General features: G+C 71.3%; 18 protein-coding genes. 8 read left to right on the top strand and 10 right to left on the bottom strand.

The annotated features are described in order from the left end of the window. Nucleotides 1–45: 45 nt before the first annotated feature. The 6 genes from FF096_RS11100 to FF096_RS11075 all read right to left on the bottom strand — a co-directional run bounded on the left by FF096_RS11100 (nucleotide 46) and on the right by FF096_RS11075 (nucleotide 5954). A complete protein-coding gene (locus FF096_RS11100; protein WP_309223076.1) occupies nucleotides 46–678 on the bottom strand; it encodes a hypothetical protein in 633 nt (210 codons plus the stop codon). A gap of 134 nt (nucleotides 679–812) precedes the next feature. Continuing rightward, nucleotides 813–1409, bottom strand: a complete 597-nt coding sequence (locus tag FF096_RS11095) for a hypothetical protein (protein ID WP_155217141.1) — start codon at nucleotides 1407–1409, stop codon at nucleotides 813–815. Then, the gene (locus tag FF096_RS11090) at nucleotides 1406–1912 is read right to left on the bottom strand and encodes a sigma-70 family RNA polymerase sigma factor (protein WP_155217139.1); all 507 of its coding nucleotides are present in this window, start codon (nucleotides 1910–1912) and stop codon (nucleotides 1406–1408) included. The genes FF096_RS11095 and FF096_RS11090 overlap by 4 nt, the downstream gene beginning before the upstream one ends. Nucleotides 1913–2243: 331 nt before the next feature. Next, entirely contained in the window at nucleotides 2244–3494 is a 1251-nt protein-coding gene (purD, locus tag FF096_RS11085) for a phosphoribosylamine--glycine ligase (RefSeq protein WP_309223075.1), read from the bottom strand. Nucleotides 3495–3584: 90 nt separating this feature from the next. Beyond that, nucleotides 3585–4502 carry a type IV toxin-antitoxin system AbiEi family antitoxin domain-containing protein gene (locus FF096_RS11080; protein WP_155217137.1) on the bottom strand — a complete coding sequence of 306 codons (918 nt, stop codon included), beginning with the start codon at nucleotides 4500–4502 and terminating at the stop codon, nucleotides 3585–3587. A 162-nt stretch (nucleotides 4503–4664) separates the two neighbouring features. Next, entirely contained in the window at nucleotides 4665–5954 is a 1290-nt protein-coding gene (locus FF096_RS11075; protein ID WP_155217135.1) for an adenylosuccinate synthase, read from the bottom strand. A gap of 125 nt (nucleotides 5955–6079) precedes the next feature. Between FF096_RS11075 and FF096_RS11070 the strand changes: the two genes are divergently transcribed. Continuing rightward, on the top strand, nucleotides 6080–7078 hold the full coding sequence (locus tag FF096_RS11070) for a hypothetical protein (RefSeq protein ID WP_309223074.1): 999 nt from the start codon (nucleotides 6080–6082) through the stop codon (nucleotides 7076–7078). 124 nt (nucleotides 7079–7202) lie between these two features. Then, entirely contained in the window at nucleotides 7203–9146 is a 1944-nt protein-coding gene (locus FF096_RS11065; RefSeq protein WP_155217569.1) for a chromosome partitioning protein, read from the top strand. Nucleotides 9147–9149: 3 nt separating this feature from the next. Here the strand turns inward: FF096_RS11065 and FF096_RS11060 are convergent, their stop codons facing one another. Beyond that, the gene (locus FF096_RS11060; protein ID WP_155217133.1) at nucleotides 9150–9578 is read right to left on the bottom strand and encodes a DUF3151 domain-containing protein; all 429 of its coding nucleotides are present in this window, start codon (nucleotides 9576–9578) and stop codon (nucleotides 9150–9152) included. A 253-nt stretch (nucleotides 9579–9831) separates the two neighbouring features. Here FF096_RS11060 and FF096_RS11055 point away from each other — a divergent pair, with 253 nt between their 5' ends. After that, on the top strand, nucleotides 9832–11079 hold the full coding sequence (locus FF096_RS11055; RefSeq protein WP_155217131.1) for an LOG family protein: 1248 nt from the start codon (nucleotides 9832–9834) through the stop codon (nucleotides 11077–11079). Between the two features lie 112 nt (nucleotides 11080–11191). Here the strand turns inward: FF096_RS11055 and fbaA are convergent, their stop codons facing one another. Beyond that, a complete protein-coding gene (gene fbaA / locus FF096_RS11050; RefSeq protein WP_155217129.1) occupies nucleotides 11192–12217 on the bottom strand; it encodes a class II fructose-bisphosphate aldolase in 1026 nt (341 codons plus the stop codon). Nucleotides 12218–12376: 159 nt separating this feature from the next. Then, nucleotides 12377–12760, bottom strand: a complete 384-nt coding sequence (locus FF096_RS11045) for a phage holin family protein (RefSeq protein WP_309223072.1) — start codon at nucleotides 12758–12760, stop codon at nucleotides 12377–12379. 166 nt (nucleotides 12761–12926) lie between these two features. On the opposite strand from FF096_RS11045, the gene FF096_RS11040 reads away from it, so the two are divergent. The 5 genes from FF096_RS11040 (at nucleotide 12927) to FF096_RS11020 (ending at nucleotide 20116) form a co-directional block, all read left to right on the top strand. Next, nucleotides 12927–13139 (top strand): hypothetical protein, encoded by a 213-nt coding sequence (locus FF096_RS11040; protein WP_155217127.1) that lies wholly within the window; start codon nucleotides 12927–12929, stop codon nucleotides 13137–13139. A 123-nt stretch (nucleotides 13140–13262) separates the two neighbouring features. Next, the gene (locus tag FF096_RS11035; protein ID WP_155217125.1) at nucleotides 13263–14843 is read left to right on the top strand and encodes an LPXTG cell wall anchor domain-containing protein; all 1581 of its coding nucleotides are present in this window, start codon (nucleotides 13263–13265) and stop codon (nucleotides 14841–14843) included. Nucleotides 14844–15128: 285 nt separating this feature from the next. Next, nucleotides 15129–16562 carry a 3' terminal RNA ribose 2'-O-methyltransferase Hen1 gene (locus FF096_RS11030; protein ID WP_309223071.1) on the top strand — a complete coding sequence of 478 codons (1434 nt, stop codon included), beginning with the start codon at nucleotides 15129–15131 and terminating at the stop codon, nucleotides 16560–16562. After that, complete coding sequence (locus FF096_RS11025) at nucleotides 16559–19084, top strand: polynucleotide kinase-phosphatase (protein WP_155217123.1); 2526 nt, start codon at nucleotides 16559–16561, stop codon at nucleotides 19082–19084. Before FF096_RS11030 ends, FF096_RS11025 begins: the two co-directional genes overlap by 4 nt. A gap of 96 nt (nucleotides 19085–19180) precedes the next feature. Beyond that, nucleotides 19181–20116, top strand: coding sequence for a DUF368 domain-containing protein (locus tag FF096_RS11020; RefSeq protein ID WP_155217121.1), 936 nt, complete (start codon nucleotides 19181–19183; stop codon nucleotides 20114–20116). Between the two features lie 51 nt (nucleotides 20117–20167). Here the strand turns inward: FF096_RS11020 and FF096_RS11015 are convergent, their stop codons facing one another. After that, nucleotides 20168–20545 (bottom strand): helix-turn-helix transcriptional regulator, encoded by a 378-nt coding sequence (locus tag FF096_RS11015; protein ID WP_007454255.1) that lies wholly within the window; start codon nucleotides 20543–20545, stop codon nucleotides 20168–20170. Nucleotides 20546–20601 lie beyond the last annotated feature (56 nt).

Raw genomic sequence — 20601 nt, 5'->3', positions numbered from 1 at the left:
GACGGAAGGGGTTTGACCGGCAGCCCGTAGCGGGTCGGTGGTGAGCTATTCGGGGATGTGTCTCATCGGGTCGAAGGCGGGTCCGGCGGGCATCACCCAGAAGAACTCACCGTCGGTGTCGTAGTCGTAGATCAGCGCGGAGCTGCCGGCCGGCATCTTTTCGTCACCCGGTTGTCGGATCTGCACCACGGCCGAAGAACCATCGGCCGCGGTCACCTCCGCCTGACCGAAGTCGGCGGTCACCGTACCGGTCCGCACGACGCAGAGGCGACCGACGAAGGCGTGCCGAGTGGCGTCCGTCTCAGTGGGAAAGAGCCGGCTCAACGGCGCGGCGACCAGGCGGGTCACCAGCCACGCGCAGGCGGCGGCGGCCAGCAGGACACCGACCGACACGGCGATGCGGGTGCCGGAGCCCAGGCCGAGGCCGTCGAGCAGGACGGTGCCGGCCAGGCTGACGAACCAGGCCACCGCCACGAGCAGGGAGAAGATGATCGCACTGGGCACTCCGCCCAGGCCGAGACCGGCCAGCACGGTGCCCGGCACCCCGTCGACGTCGAGGTCGTCGCCGAGATCCAGGACACCCGTCAGCACCAGCAGCCAGTAACCGACGACGACCACCAGAAGGAAGCTGAACAGGACGGTGGGGAAACTGAGCGCCGCACCGAGGAAACCGGTCACCGCGTTCTCCTCCCCGTCCCGATGGGTCCTGGCCAGCCAACGGCACGATGATCGTGACATGGGCTGTCAATGCCCGTGGGTGGCCGATCGGTTGGTCCGGGCGACCTGACCAGCCAAGATCGAACACGATACCCTCAGCGGAGGTTGGCCTTGATCAGGGCATCCAGCGCCGCCGCCCGGACCTCGGCCTCGGTCGCTGTCACCGCCATGAACCAGCTGCACCCGTCCGGTGCCCACGCCGACAGGTAGGCGGTGGACGTCGCCGGTTCGTCGGTGGCCAGGATCTGCGCACCGGACGGCACGCTCACCTCGCGCGGCGTGCCGGGCAGGCCCTGCGGTGCTTCGAAGTCGAACACCACCACCACCCGGGTCACCGGGCCGGTTCCCTCGTACGCCGACCGGATGCCCGCCGGAACGACCTCGGGCCGAGGCATCCGCAGCACCGCCTCCGTAGCGTCGACCCGCCGCAGACCGGGCGGCAGGCCCCGCAGCTCGGGCATGACCGGGCTGGCCGACGGCTCGGCGACAGTGCGCGGGGGATCGCCGTACCACTCGGTCACGGCCATGAACACCGCCAGCCCGACGACCGCGCACGAGGCGAGCGCGGCGGCGGTGGCCCAAACCCGTCGGCGACGACGCAGCCGGGCCCGCACCGCCGGCAGCGGATCCCCGGTGGGCGGCCCGGTGTCGGCCGTCCAGAACTCGCGCAACGTGTCCCGGATGTCGGTCACCCCGCCACCTCCCGTTCCGCACGTACCCGGGTGACCGGCAGCTCGGCCCGCAGGGTGCCGAGGGCGCGATCGCGCAGCGACCGGACGGTCGCCGGGCGACGCCCCGTCGCCGCCGCGATCGACTCGTCGTCCAAGTTGTCGAGGTAGGTCATGACCAGCACCACCCGCTGCATCGGGGGAAGCCCGGCGAGCAGCCCGCGTAGGTGATCGTGGTCTGCCTGGCCGTACTCCCCGGCCGCCGCCGACGGTGGAGCGGCCCCGGCCGACCGCAGCCGGCGGACGACCGCCCGCAGCCGGCTCACCTGCAGCCGGACCATCGTGACCTTCGCGTACGCGAGCAGACCGCCCTCGGCCACGAGCCGGTGCCACCTGGTCGCCATCCGCACGTACGCCTGGTGGAGGAGCGCCTCGGCCTGCTCCGGGTCTGCGGTGACCGCGCGTGCGTACCGCCTCAGCACCGGTGCGGAATCGCGTACGAACGTCTCGAACTCGTCGGCGTCCATGCCACCTCCTCACCGGTAAGTAACGCCACCACCGGTGCGTCGAGTTGCAGTCCGGCCCGACGGGATTTCCCCGACGGGCGGTACAACTCGCGACAGTGCGGAGATGAGCACCATCAGCGCCGAGCGGACGGACCCTGCGGCCTCCCCCTCGACCCGGGCAGACCGTAGCAACGATCAGGGTCGGCCCATCACCCCGAAAGGCATACGAGTCAATGTCGGCATGCGACGCCTATGTACGCACAGCACGGCCACCCCACCGATTCGTGGTGAAGCAACCAAAGTGGACCGTCGGGTACCGGCTTCGGCCGAACCGGCCAGGCACCCGTCCTGGTCAGCGGGGAACGGTGATCCGGCCGTCGACCGCGGCGGCGGCGATGTCCCGGCGGTAGTGCGAACCGTCGAGGGTGATTCCGGAGACGATCCGGTAGGCGGCGTCCCGGGCAGCGGCCAGGTCTCCGCCGGTGGCCGTACCACAGAGGACCCGGCCTCCGGCGGAGATCAGGGCACCGTCGGCGGCCCGGCGCGCGGTGCCGGCGTGGATCACGCCAGGCTGCTCGCCCCCGCTGATCACATCACCGGTACGCGGCCCAGCCGGGTAACCCTCGGCCGCGACCACCACCGTCACCGCGGCACCGGAACGCCAGCGCAGCGGCGGGTGGTCGGCCAGCGTGCCGGTGGCGGCGGCATGCAGCAGCCCGCCCAACGGCGTCTCCAGCAACGCGAGCACCACCTGGGTCTCCGGGTCGCCGAAGCGGGCATTGAACTCGATCACCCGGGGGCCGTCGGCGGTGATCGCCAGCCCGACGTAGAGCAGCCCGGCGAAGGGGGTGCCACGACGGCGCATCTCGGCCAGCGTCGGGTGCACCGTGTCGCGCATGACCTCGTCCACCAGACCGGGCGGTGCCCACGGCAGTGGCGCGTACGCCCCCATGCCGCCGGTGTTCGGCCCGCTGTCGCCGTCGCCGACCCGCTTGAAGTCCTGCGCTGGCAGCAGCGGCACCGCCGATTCGCCGTCGGTCACCACGAACAGCGACACCTCGGGACCGGCGAGGTACTCCTCGACGACGACTCGGCCGCAGGCGCGGGCGTGCGCCTCAGCCGTCGCGCGGTCGTCGGTGACCACCACGCCCTTCCCGGCGGCGAGTCCGTCGTTCTTCACCACGTACGGCGGGGCGAATTCGTCCAGGGCGGCGGCCGTGCTCGCCTCGTCGGTGCAGGTGTGGGCGCGTGCCGTGGGAACACCGGCGGCAGTCATCACCTCCTTGGCGAAGGTCTTCGAGCCCTCCAGCCGGGCGGCCTCAGCCGACGGGCCGAAGACCGCGATGCCCTTGGCTCGGATCGCGTCGGCCACCCCGGCGACCAGCGGCGCCTCGGGCCCGACGACCACCAGGTCCGCGCTCACGTCGACGGCGAGCCCTGCCACCGCCACCGGGTCCACCAGGTCGACGGCTCGCAGTTCCGCCACCGCCGCGATCCCCGGGTTACCCGGTGCCGCGATCAACGCCTCGACGGACGGATCGTCGGCCAACCTCAGCGCGAGCGCATGCTCCCGCCCGCCGCTACCAAGAAGAAGAACCCGCACGCCGAGTCATCCTACCGACCGCCCCGCCAACCCTGTTGATCAAGAAGTTTTCGTCTCGAAAAGGGCGTCCGCGCGACCAAAAGCTCTTGGTCATCTACGCAGGGCGCGGCGTACGGTCTCCGGCACGTAATCGTTTCGGAGCGTGTCGGACCAGGTGAACCGGAGGATCCGCCAACCGGCGTTGACCAGGCGGTTCTGCCTGACCCGGTCCTCGAAGACCGCCTGCGGCGTGCCATGCGGGGCCGCGCCGTCCGCCTCGGCGATCACCCTGGGTCCACGCCAGCCCAGATCGCCGATGCCGAGCAGGTACCCGTCGTCGTCGCGCACCTCCAACTGGAGGACATCGGGCGGGACACCTCCGTCGACGCACCGCAGACGGGTACGGGTCTCCAGCGGGGACTGCGCCCGACCGTCGGCCTCGGTCAGCCGCTGCCGCGCCGCCACCGCTCCCCGGCGGCCGGTGAGCAGCGCCGGGATCGCCGCGAGGTCGGCCTCGGTGAGAAGCCGCCGGTTGAGCGCCGAATCCAGGACACATACCGCCGGGTACCGGCCCACCCGGAGGATGACGTCGGCGACTGTTCGTACGGCACTGGTGACCGGGATCCCGGCGACCGTGCCCACGTCAGCCGGCCCGAGCGTGAGCTGGTGCACCACCAGATCGGGATCGCTGCGGCGCTGCGGTCGAGGGTGGTCCGGCGGTACTGACACGTGGATCGTGGACGTGACCCTGAGGCCGGCGATGCCGTGCAGTTCGGCGGCCGTGTCGAGGACCGCCACCGCCTCGGGGCCCAGGCTGTCCACCGCCGCGCCGATCCGTGCCCGACGATGACGGAGCACGTCCTGCACCGGCCCTGGTACGAAGCGCCCACGCGCCATTCTCGTCCAGCGGCCCGACCTGAGCAGATGCCGGATCTGGTCACGGGTGTAGCCGGCGGACAACGCCTGCGCCGCCGTCACCACCCCGCCTTGGTCGGACGCCAGCCGACCCAACACCTCAGACGCATTCATCCACCCACTCTGTCCACCACCGCCCCCACCCCGCAGCCCATGTGGACAACCACCCACCCCGCCGCAACCCCGCCGTGTTGATCAAGAAGTTTTGGTCAAATCAGCGCGATTTCTAGACCAAAACTTCTTGATCAACAAGGAGGTGGGGGTGGGTGGGGGCTGTTAGGGGAGGAGGGGGTGGCGGGTTACGTTTTCTTCGCGGCCGGGGCCTACGCCCACGACGCTGACCCGGGTGCCGGTGAGTTCCTCGATGCGGGCGATGTAGCGGCGGGCGTTCTCGGGGAGGTCCGCGTCGGTCCGCGCCTTGGTGATGTCCTCCCACCAGCCGGGGTGCTCCTCGTAGACCGGCACGGCGTGGTGGAAGTCCGTCTGGGTCATCGGCATGTCGTCGACCCGCTTGCCGTTGATCTCGTAACCGACGCAGATCGGCACGGTCGGCAGCCCGGTGAGCACGTCCAGCTTGGTGATCACGAGATCGGTGACGCCGTTGAGCCGGCAGGCGTACCTGGCGACGACCGCGTCGAACCAGCCGCACCGGCGTTCCCGCCCGGTGGTCGTGCCGTACTCGTGGCCGACCTTGCGCAGGTGCTGACCGTTGTCGTCGAACAGCTCGGTGGGGAACGGCCCGGAACCGACCCGCGTGGTGTACGCCTTGCTCACCGCGATCACCTTCGTGATCGCGGTCGGCGGGATGCCGGCACCCACACACGCCCCACCGGCCGTCGGGTTCGACGAGGTGACGAAGGGATAGGTGCCGTGGTCCATGTCGAGCATGGTGGCCTGGGCACCCTCCAGCAGCACGATGTCGCCACGGTCCAGCGCGTCCCAGAGCAGCGCTCGGGTCTCCGCGATGTACGGCCGCAGCCGCTCCGCGTACGCCAGGTACTCCTCGATGGTGGCGTCGACGTCGATCGCCTTGCGGTTGTAGACCTTGAACAGCACCTGGTTCTTCTCGCGCAGTGCGAGTTCCAGCTTCTTGCGCAGGATGCCCGGGTCCAGCAGGTCCTGCACCCGGATGCCCATCCGGGCCACCTTGTCGCCGTACGCGGGACCGATGCCCCGGCCGGTGGTGCCGATCCGGGCGCTGCCCAGATACCGCTCAACCACCCGGTCCAGCGCCCGGTGGTGCGGCATGATCAGGTGCGCGTCGCCGGAGATCCGCAGCCGGGAGACGTCCACGCCCCGCTCGGCCAGGCCGTCGATCTCACTGAGCAGCACCTTCGGGTCGACCACCACGCCGTTGCCGATGACGATCACGGCGTTCGGGGAGAGCGCCCCCGACGGCATCAGGTGCAGGGCGTACTTCTGCCCGTCCGGGGTGATCACCGTGTGGCCGGCGTTGTTGCCGCCGGAGAAGCGGACGACGTAGTCGACCCGCTCACCGAGCTGGTCGGTAACCTTGCCCTTGCCCTCGTCGCCCCACTGAGCACCGATGAGCACGATCGCTGGCATCTTCTCGCCTCCAGAAGGCTCGGGTGCCAGATGGCGACCGGTCAGCGAGCCCGGGGTGTCAGGTTAACAAGTAGTGACGGCACGACCGGCAGGGGTCGTGTCAGGAACAGCAGGAGGAGCTACCCGTGTACGACGTGGTGCTGCTCGCCCTCGGCTCCGAGCGGGACGCTCCGGGGGCCGGGTGTGGCAGCGGCGGAGCCTGCTGTGGGGGTGGCACGGACACCGCCACAGATCGCGAGGAACGCTGCGAGACTCCGCGCGTACCGGTGCTGACCTGCTCCGATGCGCTGACCGCCCGAGGGGCCCGGGTCGAGACGGTGACCGCCCGCTCGGACGCGGAGATCGACGAGGTGCTGACCCGGCTGGACGGGCCGCCTCGACCGGACGGCCTCACCTGGCCCGACGCCGACGCCAAGACCCGGCTCGTGGTCGCCGTGGCCGGTGACGCACAGTTGCGCGCCGTATTACGCCGCATGGTCCGGCGGTACGCTCCGCCGCCCAGCCGCCGCCCGACCGACCTGGCCGACAACCGGACAGTGCCGGACCTGCCGGCGGTCGGCGTACTGCCACTCGACCCGGCGCGCGGCACGACGCGCCGCGACCTCGCCGCCCAGCTCGGGCTGCCCCGCGACCCGGCGGCCGTGGCCGCCGCCGTGCTGGACGGCACACCGCGCCGGTTGGATCTGCTGCGTCACGACGGCGGCTCGGTGACGTTGGACGGCGCGCTGCTCGGCGCCGCCGGTGAGGACGGCACCCCGCTGCCCTGGCGTGGCCGGGTGGAGGTGGACGACGCCGTGTTGTCGCACGGTGACGAACCGCTGCTCGCCTGCGCGATCGGCAACGCGGGCGGATACGCCCGGCTCGACGACGTGACGTTGCTGGCCGGACCCGACCCGACCGACGGGCTGGTGGAGGTGGCGGTGGCGGTGCCGGTGGTCACCCGGTCACGGTTGGGTCGACGCCGGGTACGCCTGGAGGTCCGGCGGGCCCGGGGCCGGGCCGCGTCGGTGCTACCTCGCGACGAGGCGGCGCTGCCGTACCTGGACGACGGGGTGACGGGACAGCTGACGCGTAAGCGGTCCTGGTGGACCGAGCCGGGCGCCTGGGCGGTCTGGGCGGCCTGACCTGCCCCGGCCGGCGCACCCCGGGCCCGGGTCGGCCCCGGGGCCTATCCTCGTCAGGAGGAATGGGGAGGACACCGTGGTGGACGACAACGCCGACCGGGTGCACGTGCCCGGTCAGCCAGGGATGCCGGAACGGGACATCGAACCCCTCTGGCCACCGGAGCAGATCGACGGCTTCGGCGCGCCCGGGTGGGATGCTCCGCCACCGGTTCCACCGACCGTGCCGCCTCCGCCGGCACAGCCGTCGCCCGGCCAGCCGACCGCTCCGTCACCGAGCCCAGGACCGGCCTATCCGCCCCCGGCAGCCGGGCCCACGCAGCCACCGGAACGGCCGACACACGCGCCCGGTGCTGCCCGGCCGCCCTCGGCCACGGACTATCCGTCGTTGACCGCGCCGAACGCCGCCGGTTGGGAACCGGCACCGCAGCCCGGGCCCGCCCAGGTCGACCTGGACCTGCCCTTCACCCTGGACCGGCCGACGGCCGCCCCGCCCGCCCGCGACGGCGGGTCGGTCGACCCGCAGGACCGGCCGGACGATGCGGCGACCACCGCCGAAACCGATGCCGGTACGGCACCTGGGCACCGCCCGCAGACGGAGTCGCCGTGGGCGCATCCGCCGCAGCGTTCCGGCTCCGAGCCTGCCGCTGCGGCGGAAAACCCTCAGCAGCAGGCGCCCCCGCCTGCCGAGACCGCGACCGGGACGGCCCGCCCCACCTGGGCCGCACCGGCCCAGCCGCTACCTCCGATTCCGCAGCCACTGCCGCCGACGCCCCAGCAGTCCGGCCCGTACCCGTTCGCGGCATCGCCGTCACCGCACGGCAGCGCGCCGGTGCCACAACCCGGCGCTCCGCTGCCGCCCGTGAGGCCCGAGCCGGTGCCGCCCGTCTCCCCGCCCGCCGGCCCACCACCGGCGGACGCCCAGCCCGCCACACCGCCCCAGAGCGAGTCGGCTGCCGCGCCGCCGGACCTGGCAGCGCCGCCCGGCCCGTTCCCGCCACAGCCGGCCTGGAACCCCGCGCCCTGGCAGCAGAGCCCGCCGCCGGCCGTGCCACCGGCACCTCCGCAGCCCTACCCGGCGACGAACCCCGTGTCCCGGGTGCCACCGGCGTACGCGGACCCGGCCTGGACCCCGGAGGCCGGTACCGCGCCCACCGCCGAGGACTTCGCCCGCCGTCGGCAGGTGCGCCCGGCCGAGCCGGTCGCGACGACAGGGATCCGTGCCGTGGTCAACAAGACCGGCCTGGTGAAGCTGCCGCCCGGGCGGCAGGAGTTGGAACGCAAGCGGGACATCGAGATGGTGCGCCGCAACTTCGGCGGGCTGCGGCAGGTGACCGTGGTCAACCCGAAGGGCGGCGCCGGCAAGACCGTCGCCATCCTGCTGCTCGCCATGACCTTCGGTCAGAACCGTGGCGGATACGTGCTGGCCTGGGACAACAACGAGACCCAGGGCACCCTGGGGATGCGCGCCCAGCAGGACTTCCACTCCCGTACGGTGCGCGACCTGCTACGGGATCTCGGCCAGTTCCACGGTGCCCAGGGGCGGGTCGGTGACCTGTCCCAGTACGTCCGCTCGCAGGGCGAGGGAATGTTCGACGTGCTCGCCTCCGACGAGTCGGCCACCGGCGGTGAGATGCTCACCGCCGCCGCCTTCGGTGAGATCCGCGAGGTGGTCAGCCGGTTCTACAAGCTGATCTTCGTGGACACCGGGAACAACGTCCGGGCGCAGAACTGGCAGGCCGCCATGGATGCCACCGACCAACTGGTGGTCACCATGTCCGCCCGTAACGACTCGGCGGAGACGGCCGCCCGGATGCTCGACCACCTGGAGCAGAGCGGGCGGCAACGGCTGGTCCGGCAGGCGGTCACGGTGGTCTCCATGCCGCCGTCGCGCAAGGAGATCGACCTGCCCGCGATCCAGGAGCACTTCGCCGCCCGCACCCGCGCGGTGCTGCTCGCCCCGTACGAACGCCTCATCGACACCGGCGAGCCACTGCGGTACGCGCAGCTCTCCACCGCCACCCGCGACGCCTGGCTGAAGATCGCCGCCTCGGTGGCCGAGGGCCTCTGAGCGTCAGTTGCTGGCCAACGCGTCGGCGGCGGCGGGATCGCAGTCACGCAGGAACTGCGCGCAACGGGCTGCCTCGTCCGCCTCGGCGATCGCGTCCGCCGCCCGGGACAGCACGTAGAGGCAGCGCAGGAAGCCACGGTTCGGTTCGTGCGACCACGGCACCGGCCCGTGCCCCTTCCAACCGTTGCGCCGAAGCTGGTCCAGACCACGGTGGTAGCCGGTGCGGGCGTACGCGTACGCCGGCACGACCTGGCCCTGCTCGAACGCTCGGGCGGCCAGCGCCGCCCACGCCGCGCTGTGCGTCGGGAACCGGGCCGCCACCTCGGCGAAAGCCTCGTCGCTGCCGGTCTGCTCGGCGCCGGCCAGGGCGGAGTCGGCCTCGACGTGCGCGGGCAGGAGCGTGGCGGGCGGCTCAGGTAGGAGGTTCTGCATCGCCCCATTCAACCCGCTTCGCACAGCGGACCGCGAGGGGGCCCCCGCCGAGCCGGTCGGCTGAACGGCCGAGAGGTCGCTCACGCCTGCGGCCCATGCCGTCCTCCGGCCCCATCCACTACAACTATGGATCCGGAGCCTCCCCAGGAACCGGAACGCGGGAGCCCGGCCAGGCCGCCGGGCTCCCGCGCCAAGATCGGCGTCGCCCGGGGTCCGCTCCACGGCGGTTGCGGCGGCCCGGCAGGATGGCCCGATGCCGACTCCACCCCCCGCGGACGTCATCGAGCCGCACACCTGGACAGACGAGATCCAGACCCGGGCGGAGTTCGACCGGCGGCTGGCCACCGGCAGCTTGGTCGGGCTCACCGTGCAGGGGCTCCGCCTGGATCTGGCACCGGTACCCGACCTCACCGAGGTCGAGGTGGCCGGGACACTCTTCGTCGGCTGCCGCTTCGCCTCCCGGCAGGTCGGCGCCGACCTGGTCCGCCGGGGCGCCAACGTGGTGCCGCCGTTCTCCAAACTGCCGTACCCGACCCAGCCGTCCCACCTCTACACCCCGGAGGACCTCGCCGCCGGCTTCGCCGAGGGCGGTTTCGCGGCGATGTACGACAGCCGGGTGTACGCGCACTTCCGCGCGCACGGCGGGGCGATGCCCGATGTCCGGGAGGCGCTCGGCCAGCGGCTGCACGACCACGGGGTGGACAACGCCCTCGCCGACGCCACTCGCGCCTGGCTGGCCACCCACGGGCCGCAGTCGGTCGTCGGGGTGATGGGTGGGCACGCGGTCCGCCGTGGCAGTGAGGCGTACCGGATGGCCGCGGTGCTGGGCTGGGAACTCGCCCGGGCGCACCGGCTGGTGGTCACCGGCGGCGGGCCGGGCGTGATGGAGGCCGCCAACCTGGGCGCGTACCTGTCGACCCGGCCGACCGAAGACCTCACCGCCGCCATCGACCTGCTCGCCACCGCGCCGGACTACACCGATCACGACCGCTACACCGCCGTGGCGCTGCGAGTACGGGAACGGTACGGGCGGTCGGTCACGCCGCCGGTGAACGGCACCGAGCCGGTGACCGCCTACCGGGCGGACTCGGCCGCGCTGGCCACCGGCGACCTGGACTGGGCGGGCTGCGGAGGACTCGCCGTGCCGACCTGGCTGTACGGCCACGAGCCGGCGAACCTGTTCGCGGGCCGGATCGCCAAGTACTTCTCCAACGCCATCCGGGAGGACACCATCCTGCGGCTGGCCCGGGGCGGCATCGTCTTCGCCCCCGGCCGGGCGGGAACCGTGCAGGAGGTGTTTCAGGCCGCCACCAAGACCTTCTACGGCACCGACGGGGCGAGTGGCGCGTACGTCTTCCTGGACCGCGCGTACTGGACCGAGGAACTGCCGGTGGAGTCGCTGCTGCGTCCACTGTTGGCCAGCTCGCCGTTCGGCGACCTGTCGGACACCGTGCACCTGACCGACGACGTCCACGAGGCCGTCCGCCTGCTGACGGCGTAAGGAAGGGCACCTTGTTAACGCCTGGTGTATAGGAAGGGCCCCCTATTAGCAAGAACGCGACGGGCGGCCGGCCCAAGTCGGGCCGGCCGCCCGTCCGGGCGACGTCAGTACGTCACTTGGTCATCGTGGTGCCGGTGGAGCGCAGGTGCTCGCAGGCCTCCGCCACGCGGGCGGCCATGCCTGCCTCGGCGGCCTTACCCCACACCCGGGGGTCGTACATCTTCTTGTTGCCGACCTCGCCGTCGACCTTGAGCACGCCGTCGTAGTTGCGGAACATGTGGTCCGCCGCCGGACGGGTGAAGGCGTACTGGGTGTCGGTGTCGATGTTCATCTTCACCACGCCGTAGTCGAGCGCCTCGCGGATCTCCGAGAGCAGCGAGCCCGAACCGCCGTGGAAGACCAGGCTGAGCGGCTTCTCCTTGCCGTACTTGGCGCCGACCGCCTCCTGGATGTTGTTCAGGATCTCGGGGCGGAGCTTGACATTGCCCGGCTTGTAGACGCCGTGCACGTTGCCGAAGGTCAGCGCCGCCATGTAGCGGCCCTTCTCGCCCAGGCCGAGCGCCTCGACCATGGCCAGACCGTCCTCGACGGTGGTGTAGAGCTTGTCGTTGATGGCGTTCTCGACGCCATCCTCCTCACCGCCGACGACACCGACCTCGATCTCCAGGACGATCTTGCCCTTGGCGGCCTCGTCGAGCAGCTGGGCCGCGATCTCCAGGTTCTCCGCCACCGGCACGGCCGAGCCGTCCCACATGTGCGACTGGAACAGCGGCTCCTCGCCCCGCTTGACCCGCTCCTGGGAGATGGCCATCAGCGGACGGACGAACTTGTCCAGCTTGTCCTTCGGGCAGTGGTCGGTGTGCAGGGCGATGTTGACCGGGTACTTCTTGGCCACCTCGTGCGCGTACGCCGCGAAGGCCACCGCGCCGGTGACCATGTCCTTGACCGAGGGGCCCGAAAGGTACTCCGCACCACCGGTGGAGACCTGGATGATGCCGTCGCTCTCCGCGTCGGCGAAGCCCTTGAGCGCCGCGTTCAGCGTCTGCGAGGACGTCACGTTGATCGCCGGGTACGCGTACCGGCCGGCCTTGGCGCGATCCAGCATCTCGGCGTAAGCCTCGGGGGAAGCGATGGGCATGTCGAACGCTCCTTACTTGCCGCTGTCGGCCGTACGGCCGCTGTTCTCCGTAGGGGCACGGCCGTGCGGGCCGCCTGTTCTACCTTGATGCGCCGGACCGCGCTGTCCTCCGCGGGGAAGTATCCCGTAGCGGAGCCGGACGGACACAACCGGGCCGGTTCACCGCCGGTCCGCGGTATCCGGCACCACCACACTGATCAGCCAGGTGACCACCGCCATCACGATGGCGCCCCAGAAGGCCGCCCAGAAGCCGCGCACGTCGAAGGGCAGCCCGATCGCCCCGGCGATCCAGTCCGTCAGCAGGAACAACAGGGCGTTGACCACCAACGCGAACAGGCCGAGAGTCAGCAGGTAGAAGACGCAGCCCACGACCCTGATGACCGGCTTGAGTACCGCGTTGACCAGGCCAAAGATCAACGCCACGACGAGCAGGGTGAACGCCGTGTCGTAACCGGTGCGGCCGGTCACCTCGACCCCGGGCACGACCAGCGTGGTGATCCACAGTGCGATGGCGGTCGTCGCCAGTCGGATGAGGAAGCCCACGGCACCATCCTGGCACCGGTGACGCTCGCCGGTGGGCCGATTCGGCCGACTCGCTCACCGCGACGGCGTACCCTCGGCGGCTGCGTGGCGGCCGGTTCCCAGCACCGCGCCAGCACACCCCGTACGGTGGATGGGTACCTGTACGCCGACATCCCGGAGGCATCGAATGGGCCAGCCAGACGAGGACTTCGCCCCCGGCGACCACCTCAGCCCGGAGGAACGTGATCTGGAGGCCGAGCCGGCGGACGCCGTCGAGCAGGCCGCCGTGGTCGACCCGAGCCAGGTCGAGGTCGAGCCGCACCGCGGCCTGGAGGTCGACGACTGGGACGCCATGGAGCAGGCTCGCGTGGTCGGCGCCGACGAGGACGACTACCGCTGACGCACCGATAGATCAACCTTTCGGTCGGAGTTCGTCCCCTACGGCCGGCATGGACAGCGAAGATCTTAAAGGTTTCTTAATATCCGGGGGCTTCACCCGCACCCTTTCGGGAGGAACCCCTTCATGCTCGACCACTCCGCTCGGCGTCGGCTGGCCGGGCTGGCTGTGGCAGGCGCGCTGATCGCCGCCGTCGCCACCCCTGCCGCCCCCGCCGCTGCCGAGGAGTCCCAGGTTTCACTGGGCGTCTACTTCGGCGACACCACCATAGCCGCCGGCTCGGCTGGGAAGATCGACAGCCCGATCCTGTTCGCCTCGTCCACGGTGATGGTGCACGACCTGACCGTGCGCTACGACTTCACCAGCCTCGCCGGCAAGGCGACGGTCACGCCCGAGAGCGACTTCAACTTCTGCTCGACGCCCGAGCCGAACGTCCTGGTCTGCACGGATCCGTTCGAGGTCGAGCTGTACGAGGGTGGCTTCGGCGGTAGCTACTCGGTGGTCATCGCGCCGACCAAGGACGCGAAGGACGGCGACGAGGGCACCGTCAAGGTGAGCCTCAGCGCCACCGGCTACTCGCCCGTCACCCACGAGGCGCGGGTGCGGATCGGCGAGGGCGTCGACCTGGCCGCCGGCCCGTCGACGAAGCGCTCCGGCAAGCCGGGCTCGACGTTCACCGTGCCGCTGCGGATCGGCAACCCCGGGAACACCGTCGTCGAGGGCGCCGTCGCCGTCTTCCACAACGACTACGGGATCCAGCCCGCCAAGCAGTACTCCAACTGCACCTACGAGGGCACCTTCCTGCGCGCCTGTCACTTCGACCGGCCGCTTGAGCCCCGCACCAGCTATGTCGCCACCCTCGCCTACCGGATCGCCAAGGACTCGTTCGCGCCGGGCTCCCACTACGGCGAGATCCTCTGGCTGACCCCGGCCGAATTCGAGGACTACGAGGCGTACGTGACGCGTCGCGGTGCCACGTTCGGCAAGCCGGGCACCGGCGGCCGACTCTGGCTGGACGAGGCCGGGCCGAGCCTGGCCGCGCGTACCTTCCAGGCGGACACCGAGCCGGACAACAACTGGTCGCACCTGTCGGTGACGGTCACCGGCAAGAACAGCACCGACCTCGAAGCGATCGGTGCCGAGATCTCCGGCGCGCAGGGCGACGAGGTCGAGGCCGTCGTCGGGTTCCGCAACAACGGCCCGGCCACCCTGGACAACGGCCGCTCCGGCTCCTCGGTCACCAACCTGGCCGTCGAGGTGCCGAACGGCACCAGCGCGGTACGGGTGCCGGAGAACTGTTTCCCGGTGCGCGGTGAGAACGACTGGGGTGCGCCGGGAGAGCCGGGCGGACGCACGTACCGCTGCTACACCAGTTGGTTCATCAAGGCCGGTGACGAGGAGGCCCTGACGTTCGGGTTCCGGATCGACAAGGTCATCCCGGACGCCACCGGCGAAGTCAAGGTCAACGTCCCGTGCCACTGCGACGGCGGCTTCTACGCCGACCTGAAGCCGGCCAACGACGTCGCCAAGCTCGTCGTCAACCCGAGTGGCGGCCAGGGCGGCGACGGCGGCAGCGACGACGGTGGTGAGCTGCCGATCACCGGCGCCAACACCGCCCTGATCGCGGGCGTCGGTGCCGTGCTGCTCGCCGCCGGTGCCGCGGGCTTCCTGCTGGCCCGCCGTCGCCGTACCCACTTCACCGCGTAGCCCGTACGACAACCGACAGCACGACCGGTGCCCCGCCGACACGCCTCGGCGGGGCACCACCCTTTTCGACACCCCACGCCACTTACCCACTCGCCGCCGTTTCCAGACCCGCCGCAGACCTGGCACCACCGCCGCCAGCCGGACCTCGACAGGTCTGCGGGGCAGCACCACCCGCGCAGGGATCAAGCCTGACCGCCCGGAGCGGGTGGTGCTGCCCCGCAGACCCCGCCGCAACCGTCGAAAAACAGGACGGCGCAAGATCGAAAGAGCTGACACCATGGGCGGGTGCTGCTCACCCTCACCACCACGCACCAGCCGGCGACGGATCTCGGTCACCTGCTGATCAAGCACCCCGACCGGGTGCACACCTTCGACGTGCCCGTCGGCACCGCGCACGTCTTCTATCCGGAGGCAGACGAGCAGCGCTGCACGGCCGCGCTCCTGCTCGACGTCGACCCGCTGAAACTGGCCGCCGCCCGGGGTCGCGGCCGGAAGTCGACCACGACGCCGGAGAGTTTCACTCTCGGGCGGTACGTCAACGACCGGCCGTACGCCGCGTCCAGCCTGCTCGCCTCGGCGCTGTCGAAGGTGTACCGCTCGGCGCTGCGGGGTGCGTCCAAGGAGCGTCCCGAGTTGGCCGCCCGAGGCATCCCGCTGGAGGTCCGGGTTCCGGTGCTGCGCTGCCGTGGCGGCGCCGACGTGGCCACCCGGGTGTTCGGCCCGCTCGGTTGGGCGGTCACCGCCACCGCCATCCCGCTCGATGAGCTGCACCCGCAGTGGGGCGACAGCCGCTACATCGACCTGACCCTCACCGGCACGCTGCGGGTGGCCGACGCGCTCAACCATCTGTACGTGCTGCTGCCCGTGCTGGACGACGCGAAGCACTACTGGGTGGCCCCGGACGAGGTGGACAAGCTGCTGCGGGCCGGCTCAGGCTGGTTGGCCGACCATCCCGAGCGTGGACTGATCATCCGCCGCTACCTGGCGCACCGGCGGGCGTTGGCAGGTCAGGCACTCCAGCGGCTGGACGCTCAGCGACCCACCGACGAGCCGACCGTCGACGACGCGGTGGCGGACCCGGCACCGGCCGAGTCGACACCCCGGGCTCCGCTGGCCGCCCTGCGTCGGGAGGCGGTACACGCCGCGCTTGTCGACGCGGGCGCCCACCGGGTGCTGGACCTGGGCTGCGGTGGCGGTGCGCTGCTGGCCACGCTGATCGGTGACCGCCGGTTCACCGAGATCGTCGGCACCGATGTCTCCACCCAGGCCCTCTCCATGGCCGCCCGGCGGCTGCGGTTGGACCGGCTGCCGGAACGCCAACGCACCCGCGTCACGCTCCAGCAGTCCGCCCTCACCTATCGCGACGATCGGTTGCGCGGGTACGACGCGGCGGTGCTGATGGAGGTCATTGAGCACGTCGACCCGCCCCGGCTGCCGGCTCTGGAGGACGCTGTCTTCGGCTACGCCCGACCTACGACGGTCGTGGTGACCACGCCGAACGTGGAGCACAACGTGCGCTACGAGGGGTTGCCGGCGGGCACGTTCCGACATGCCGACCACCGCTTCGAGTGGACCCGCGCCGAATTCGGCGAATGGGTCCGGCGGGTGGGCGCCACATACGGCTACTCGGCCGTGGTGCACGGCGTCGGTACGGACGACCCGGAGGTCGGAGCCCCCACCCAGCTGGCCGTGTTCACCCGTGCGGAGGCACCCCGATGACCGTCCTCGACATTCCCGAACTGGCGCTGGTGGCACTGGTTGGCATCTCCGGCTCCGGCAAGTCGACGTTCGCCAGCCGCCATTTCATGCCCAGCCAGGTCCTCTCCTCCGACGCCTTCCGGGCGATGGTCGCCGACGACGAGAACGACCAGTCCGCCTCGGCGGAGGCCTTCGACGCACTGCACTACATCGCGGGCAAGCGGCTGCGCGCTGGACGGCTCACCGTGGTCGACGCGACCAATCTCCAGCCACACGCCCGAGCCGCCCTGGTCCGGGTGGCCCGCGAACACGACGTGCTGCCGGTGGCGATCGTGCTGGACGTGCCGGAGACGCTGGCCTGGGAGCGTACCGAGGCCCGGTCCGACCGCACCTTCGGCCGGCAGGTGCTGACCCGGATGTCCCGGGACCTGCGGCGCACCTACTCCCAGCTGGCGCGGGAGGGCTTCCGCAAGGTGCACGTGCTGCGCGGTGTCGACGAGATCGAGGCCGCCGAGATCCGCTACGAGCGGCTGTTCAACGACCGGCGCGAGCTGACCGGTCCGTTCGACATCGTCGGTGACGTGCACGGTTGCCGGGCCGAACTCGAGGCGCTGTTGACCCGGTTGGGCTGGCAGCTGCACCACGACGACGCCGGACGGGCGGTGGACGCGACGCATCCGTCGGGGCGTACCGCCGTGTTCGTCGGCGACCTGGTGGACCGCGGACCGGACTCGCCCGGGGTACTTCGCCTGGTGATGGGCATGGTCACCGCCGGGCACGCGCTCTGCGTGCCCGGTAACCACGAGCAGAAGCTGCTGCGGAAGCTGCGCGGCCGCAACGTGAAGGTGGCCCACGGTCTGGCCGAGACGTTGGCGCAGCTGGCGGCGGAGCCGACCGAGTTCACCGCCGAGGTGGCCACCTTCGTCGACGGACTGGTCAGCCACTACGTGCTCGACGGCGGCCGGCTGGTGGTGGCGCACGCCGGGTTGAAGGAGGAGTACCAGGGCCGGGCGTCCGGGCGGGTGCGCGCGTTCGCGTTGTACGGCGAGACCACCGGCGAGACCGACGAGTACGGCCTGCCGGTGCGCTACCCGTGGGCCCGGGAGTACCGCGGTTCGGCCATGGTCGTCTACGGCCACACCCCCACTCCGGAGCCGGAATGGGTGAACAACACCATCTGCATCGACACCGGCTGCGTCTTCGGCGGTCAGCTGACCGCCCTGCGCTACCCGGAGCGGGAACTGGTGGCGGTGCCGGCGGAGCGCGAGTGGTACGCCCCGGTCCGGCCGCTGACCGCCGCGCCGACCCGGCCCGACGAGGTGCTGGAGCTGACCGACGTGTCCGGTCGGCGGCACGTGGAGCACGCGTACGGTTCGCTGACCGTGCCGGCGGAGAACGCCGCAGCGGCGCTGGAGGTGATGAGCCGCTTCGCGGTCGACCCGCGTCGGCTGGTGTGGCTGCCGCCGACCATGGCGCCCTGCTCGACGTCCGAGTTGGACGGCTACCTGGAGCATCCGGCGGAGGCGTTCGCCGACTACCGGGCGGCCGGCGTGGACCGGGTCGTCTGCGAGGAGAAGCACATGGGCTCCCGGGCCGTGGTGCTGGTCTGCCGGGAGCGGGACGGTGGCCCGTTCGGGCCGGGCGGCGGGGTGGTGCACACCCGGACCGGTCGGCCGTTCTTCGGTGAGCCGCTCGACACCGAGCTGCTGGACCGGGTACGCGCGGCGGTGACAGGTGCCGGGCTCTGGGACGAGCTGGCCACCGACTGGCTGCTGCTCGACTGTGAGCTGCTGCCGTGGTCGGCGAAGGCCGCCGGCCTGATCCGCGAGCAGTACGCGGGGGTCGGCGCGGCTGGCCGGGCCGTCCTGCCGGTGGCATTGGCGACGCTGGACGCGGCCATCGGTCGCGGGCTGGACGTGACCGAAGTACGGGACCGGACCGCGCGCCGCCACGACAACGTGTCGGCCTACACAGCGGCGTACCGGGCGTACGTGGGACCGACCGATGGGCTGCGCGGCGTGCGACTCGCGCCGTTCGCGGTGCTCGCCGGGGCGAAAGCCAGCCACAGCGACCGGGATCACGGCTGGCACCTGGCGTTGGCCGATCGGCTCTGCGCGGCCGACCCTGAGTTCTTCACGCCTACCCGGCGTCGGATCGTCGAACTGTCCGACGACGGCTCGGTACGGGAGGCGACCGACTGGTGGCTGGCGCTGACCGCAGCCGGCGGCGAGGGCATGGTCGTCAAGCCGTACGCGGGCCCGGCCGCCCGTAGCGAGCGTGGCTCGCTGCTCCAGCCGGGGATCAAGTGCCGGGGCCGGGAGTACCTGCGGATCATCTACGGTCCGGAGTACACCGAACCGGAGCAACTGGCCGCCCTGCGGCGCCGTTCCCTGGGCCGCAAGCGGGGCCTGGCGCTGCGCGAACACGCGCTCGGCCTGGCCGCCCTGGACGCTCTGGTCGACGGTGCCCCGCTGTGGCGTCGGCACGAGCTGGTCTTCGCCATCCTGGCCTGCGAATCGGAGCCGGTCGACCCGCGGCTGTGACCTGGCCGGGCGGGCGGAGACGACCCCGGTAGCCTGAGTGACCGTGGCGGTCGCCACACGGGCCAGCGATCGAGCGATTCACGGAACGGAATCTTCATGGCATTGGGCGAACGAGTAGGCCACGTCCTGCGCGGCACGGCCATCGGTGTGGCCGAGGCCGTGCCGGGCATCAGCGGCGGCACGATCGCGCTGGTGACCGGCGTCTACGAGCGGCTCATCGCGTCCGCCGGGCATGTGGTGAACACGGTGCGGTACGCGGTCTCCGACATCCCGCGTGGACGCGGCTGGACGCGGGCGGGACACCAGCTACGGCAGGTGCACTGGGAGGTGGTGATCCCGCTGCTGATCGGTATGCTGCCCGGCCTGCTGATCGCGGCGAAGGTGCTCGAACCGCTGCTGGTCGACTATCCGGAGCAGACCAGGGGGCTCTTCTTCGGGCTGGTCCTCGCCTCGGTGCTGGTGCCGATCTCGATGATCGGCAAGCCGTGGCGCGGGCTGGAGGTGGCCGCGCTGGTCACCGCCGGAGTGGCGGCGTTCCTGATGACCGGGTTGCCACAGGCCACCATCGAGCCGCACCCGCTGGTCGTGCTCGTCGCGGCGGCGGTCGCGGTCTGCGCCCTGGTGCTGCCCGGGATCTCCGGGTCGTTCCTGCTGCTGACCGTCGGCCTGTACGAACCGACCATCAGTGCCGTCAACGACCGCGACTTCGGTTACCTGGCCATCTTCGCGACCGGCATGGTCATCGGGCTGTCCCTCTTCGTCAAGCTGCTTCAGTGGCTGCTTGAGCGCCACCGCCGGATGACCCTGGCGGTGATGACCGGCGTGATCCTGGGCAGCCTGCGGGCCCTGTGGCCGTGGCAGTCCGAGGACCGCGACCTGCACGCACCGGGCGACCACGTCGTGTCCATCGTGGCCCTGGCGCTGCTGGGCGTCGCGGTGGTCTCGGCAATGATCATCGCCGAGCGTCGCCGGTTGCGCCGGGCCACCCGGGACCTCACCGAGGAGACGTACGAGACGCCGCACGTCGGCTGACACCCACCGCTTGGTGGCTGCCCTGCCGGGCGGCCACCAAGCGGTTCTGGTTCAGCGAGCCTTCTTGGTGGCCCGCTTACGCGGCGGAGTCAGCAGGTCGGCGATCGTGGCGATCGCACTCGGTACCAGGCGGTAGTAGGCCCACACACCGCGCTTCTCCCGCTCCAGCAAGCCGGCCTCGGTGAGGATGCGGAGGTGGTGGCTGACCGTCGGCTGGGAGAGTCCGAGCGGCGCGGTGAGGTCACACACGCACGCCTCCCCCTCGGGTGCCGACTGGATCAGGCTGAGCAGCCGCAGCCGAGCGGGATCGGCAAGGGCCTTGAGGACCCCCGCCAGACGCTCGGCGTCGGCGCGTTCGATCGGCTCGCCGGCAAGCGGCGAGATCTGAGGCATAGTCATTTCGGCCAACGCAGTTCCCACGTATTCCATCCTTCCACCAGCAGCATCGATCCGCCTGCATATCAGCAGATCCGAATAGGCAGACT

It is taken from the genome of Micromonospora sp. CP22, from assembly GCF_009712475.1.
In the GTDB taxonomy this organism is placed as follows: Bacteria; Actinomycetota; Actinomycetes; order Mycobacteriales; family Micromonosporaceae; genus Micromonospora.
Note: the sequence above shows the minus strand (reverse complement) of the source record. Positions and strands in the feature narration are given on the sequence as shown.

What these genes read in the sequence shown, in the direction of transcription:
- FF096_RS11090 (WP_155217139.1), bottom strand. Translation starts at nt 1,912, where the DNA reads ATGGACGCCGACGAGTTCGAGACGTTCGTACGCGATTCCGCACCGGTG.
- FF096_RS11080 (WP_155217137.1), bottom strand. Translation starts at nt 4,502, where the DNA reads ATGAATGCGTCTGAGGTGTTGGGTCGGCTGGCGTCCGACCAAGGCGGG.
- FF096_RS11075 (WP_155217135.1), bottom strand. Translation starts at nt 5,954, where the DNA reads ATGCCAGCGATCGTGCTCATCGGTGCTCAGTGGGGCGACGAGGGCAAG.
- FF096_RS11065 (WP_155217569.1), top strand. Translation starts at nt 7,203, where the DNA reads ATGCCGGAACGGGACATCGAACCCCTCTGGCCACCGGAGCAGATCGAC.
- FF096_RS11060 (WP_155217133.1), bottom strand. Translation starts at nt 9,578, where the DNA reads ATGCAGAACCTCCTACCTGAGCCGCCCGCCACGCTCCTGCCCGCGCAC.
- FF096_RS11055 (WP_155217131.1), top strand. Translation starts at nt 9,832, where the DNA reads ATGCCGACTCCACCCCCCGCGGACGTCATCGAGCCGCACACCTGGACA.
- fbaA (WP_155217129.1), bottom strand. Translation starts at nt 12,217, where the DNA reads ATGCCCATCGCTTCCCCCGAGGCTTACGCCGAGATGCTGGATCGCGCC.
- FF096_RS11040 (WP_155217127.1), top strand. Translation starts at nt 12,927, where the DNA reads ATGGGCCAGCCAGACGAGGACTTCGCCCCCGGCGACCACCTCAGCCCG.
- FF096_RS11035 (WP_155217125.1), top strand. Translation starts at nt 13,263, where the DNA reads ATGCTCGACCACTCCGCTCGGCGTCGGCTGGCCGGGCTGGCTGTGGCA.
- FF096_RS11025 (WP_155217123.1), top strand. Translation starts at nt 16,559, where the DNA reads ATGACCGTCCTCGACATTCCCGAACTGGCGCTGGTGGCACTGGTTGGC.
- FF096_RS11020 (WP_155217121.1), top strand. Translation starts at nt 19,181, where the DNA reads ATGGCATTGGGCGAACGAGTAGGCCACGTCCTGCGCGGCACGGCCATC.
- FF096_RS11015 (WP_007454255.1), bottom strand. Translation starts at nt 20,545, where the DNA reads ATGGAATACGTGGGAACTGCGTTGGCCGAAATGACTATGCCTCAGATC.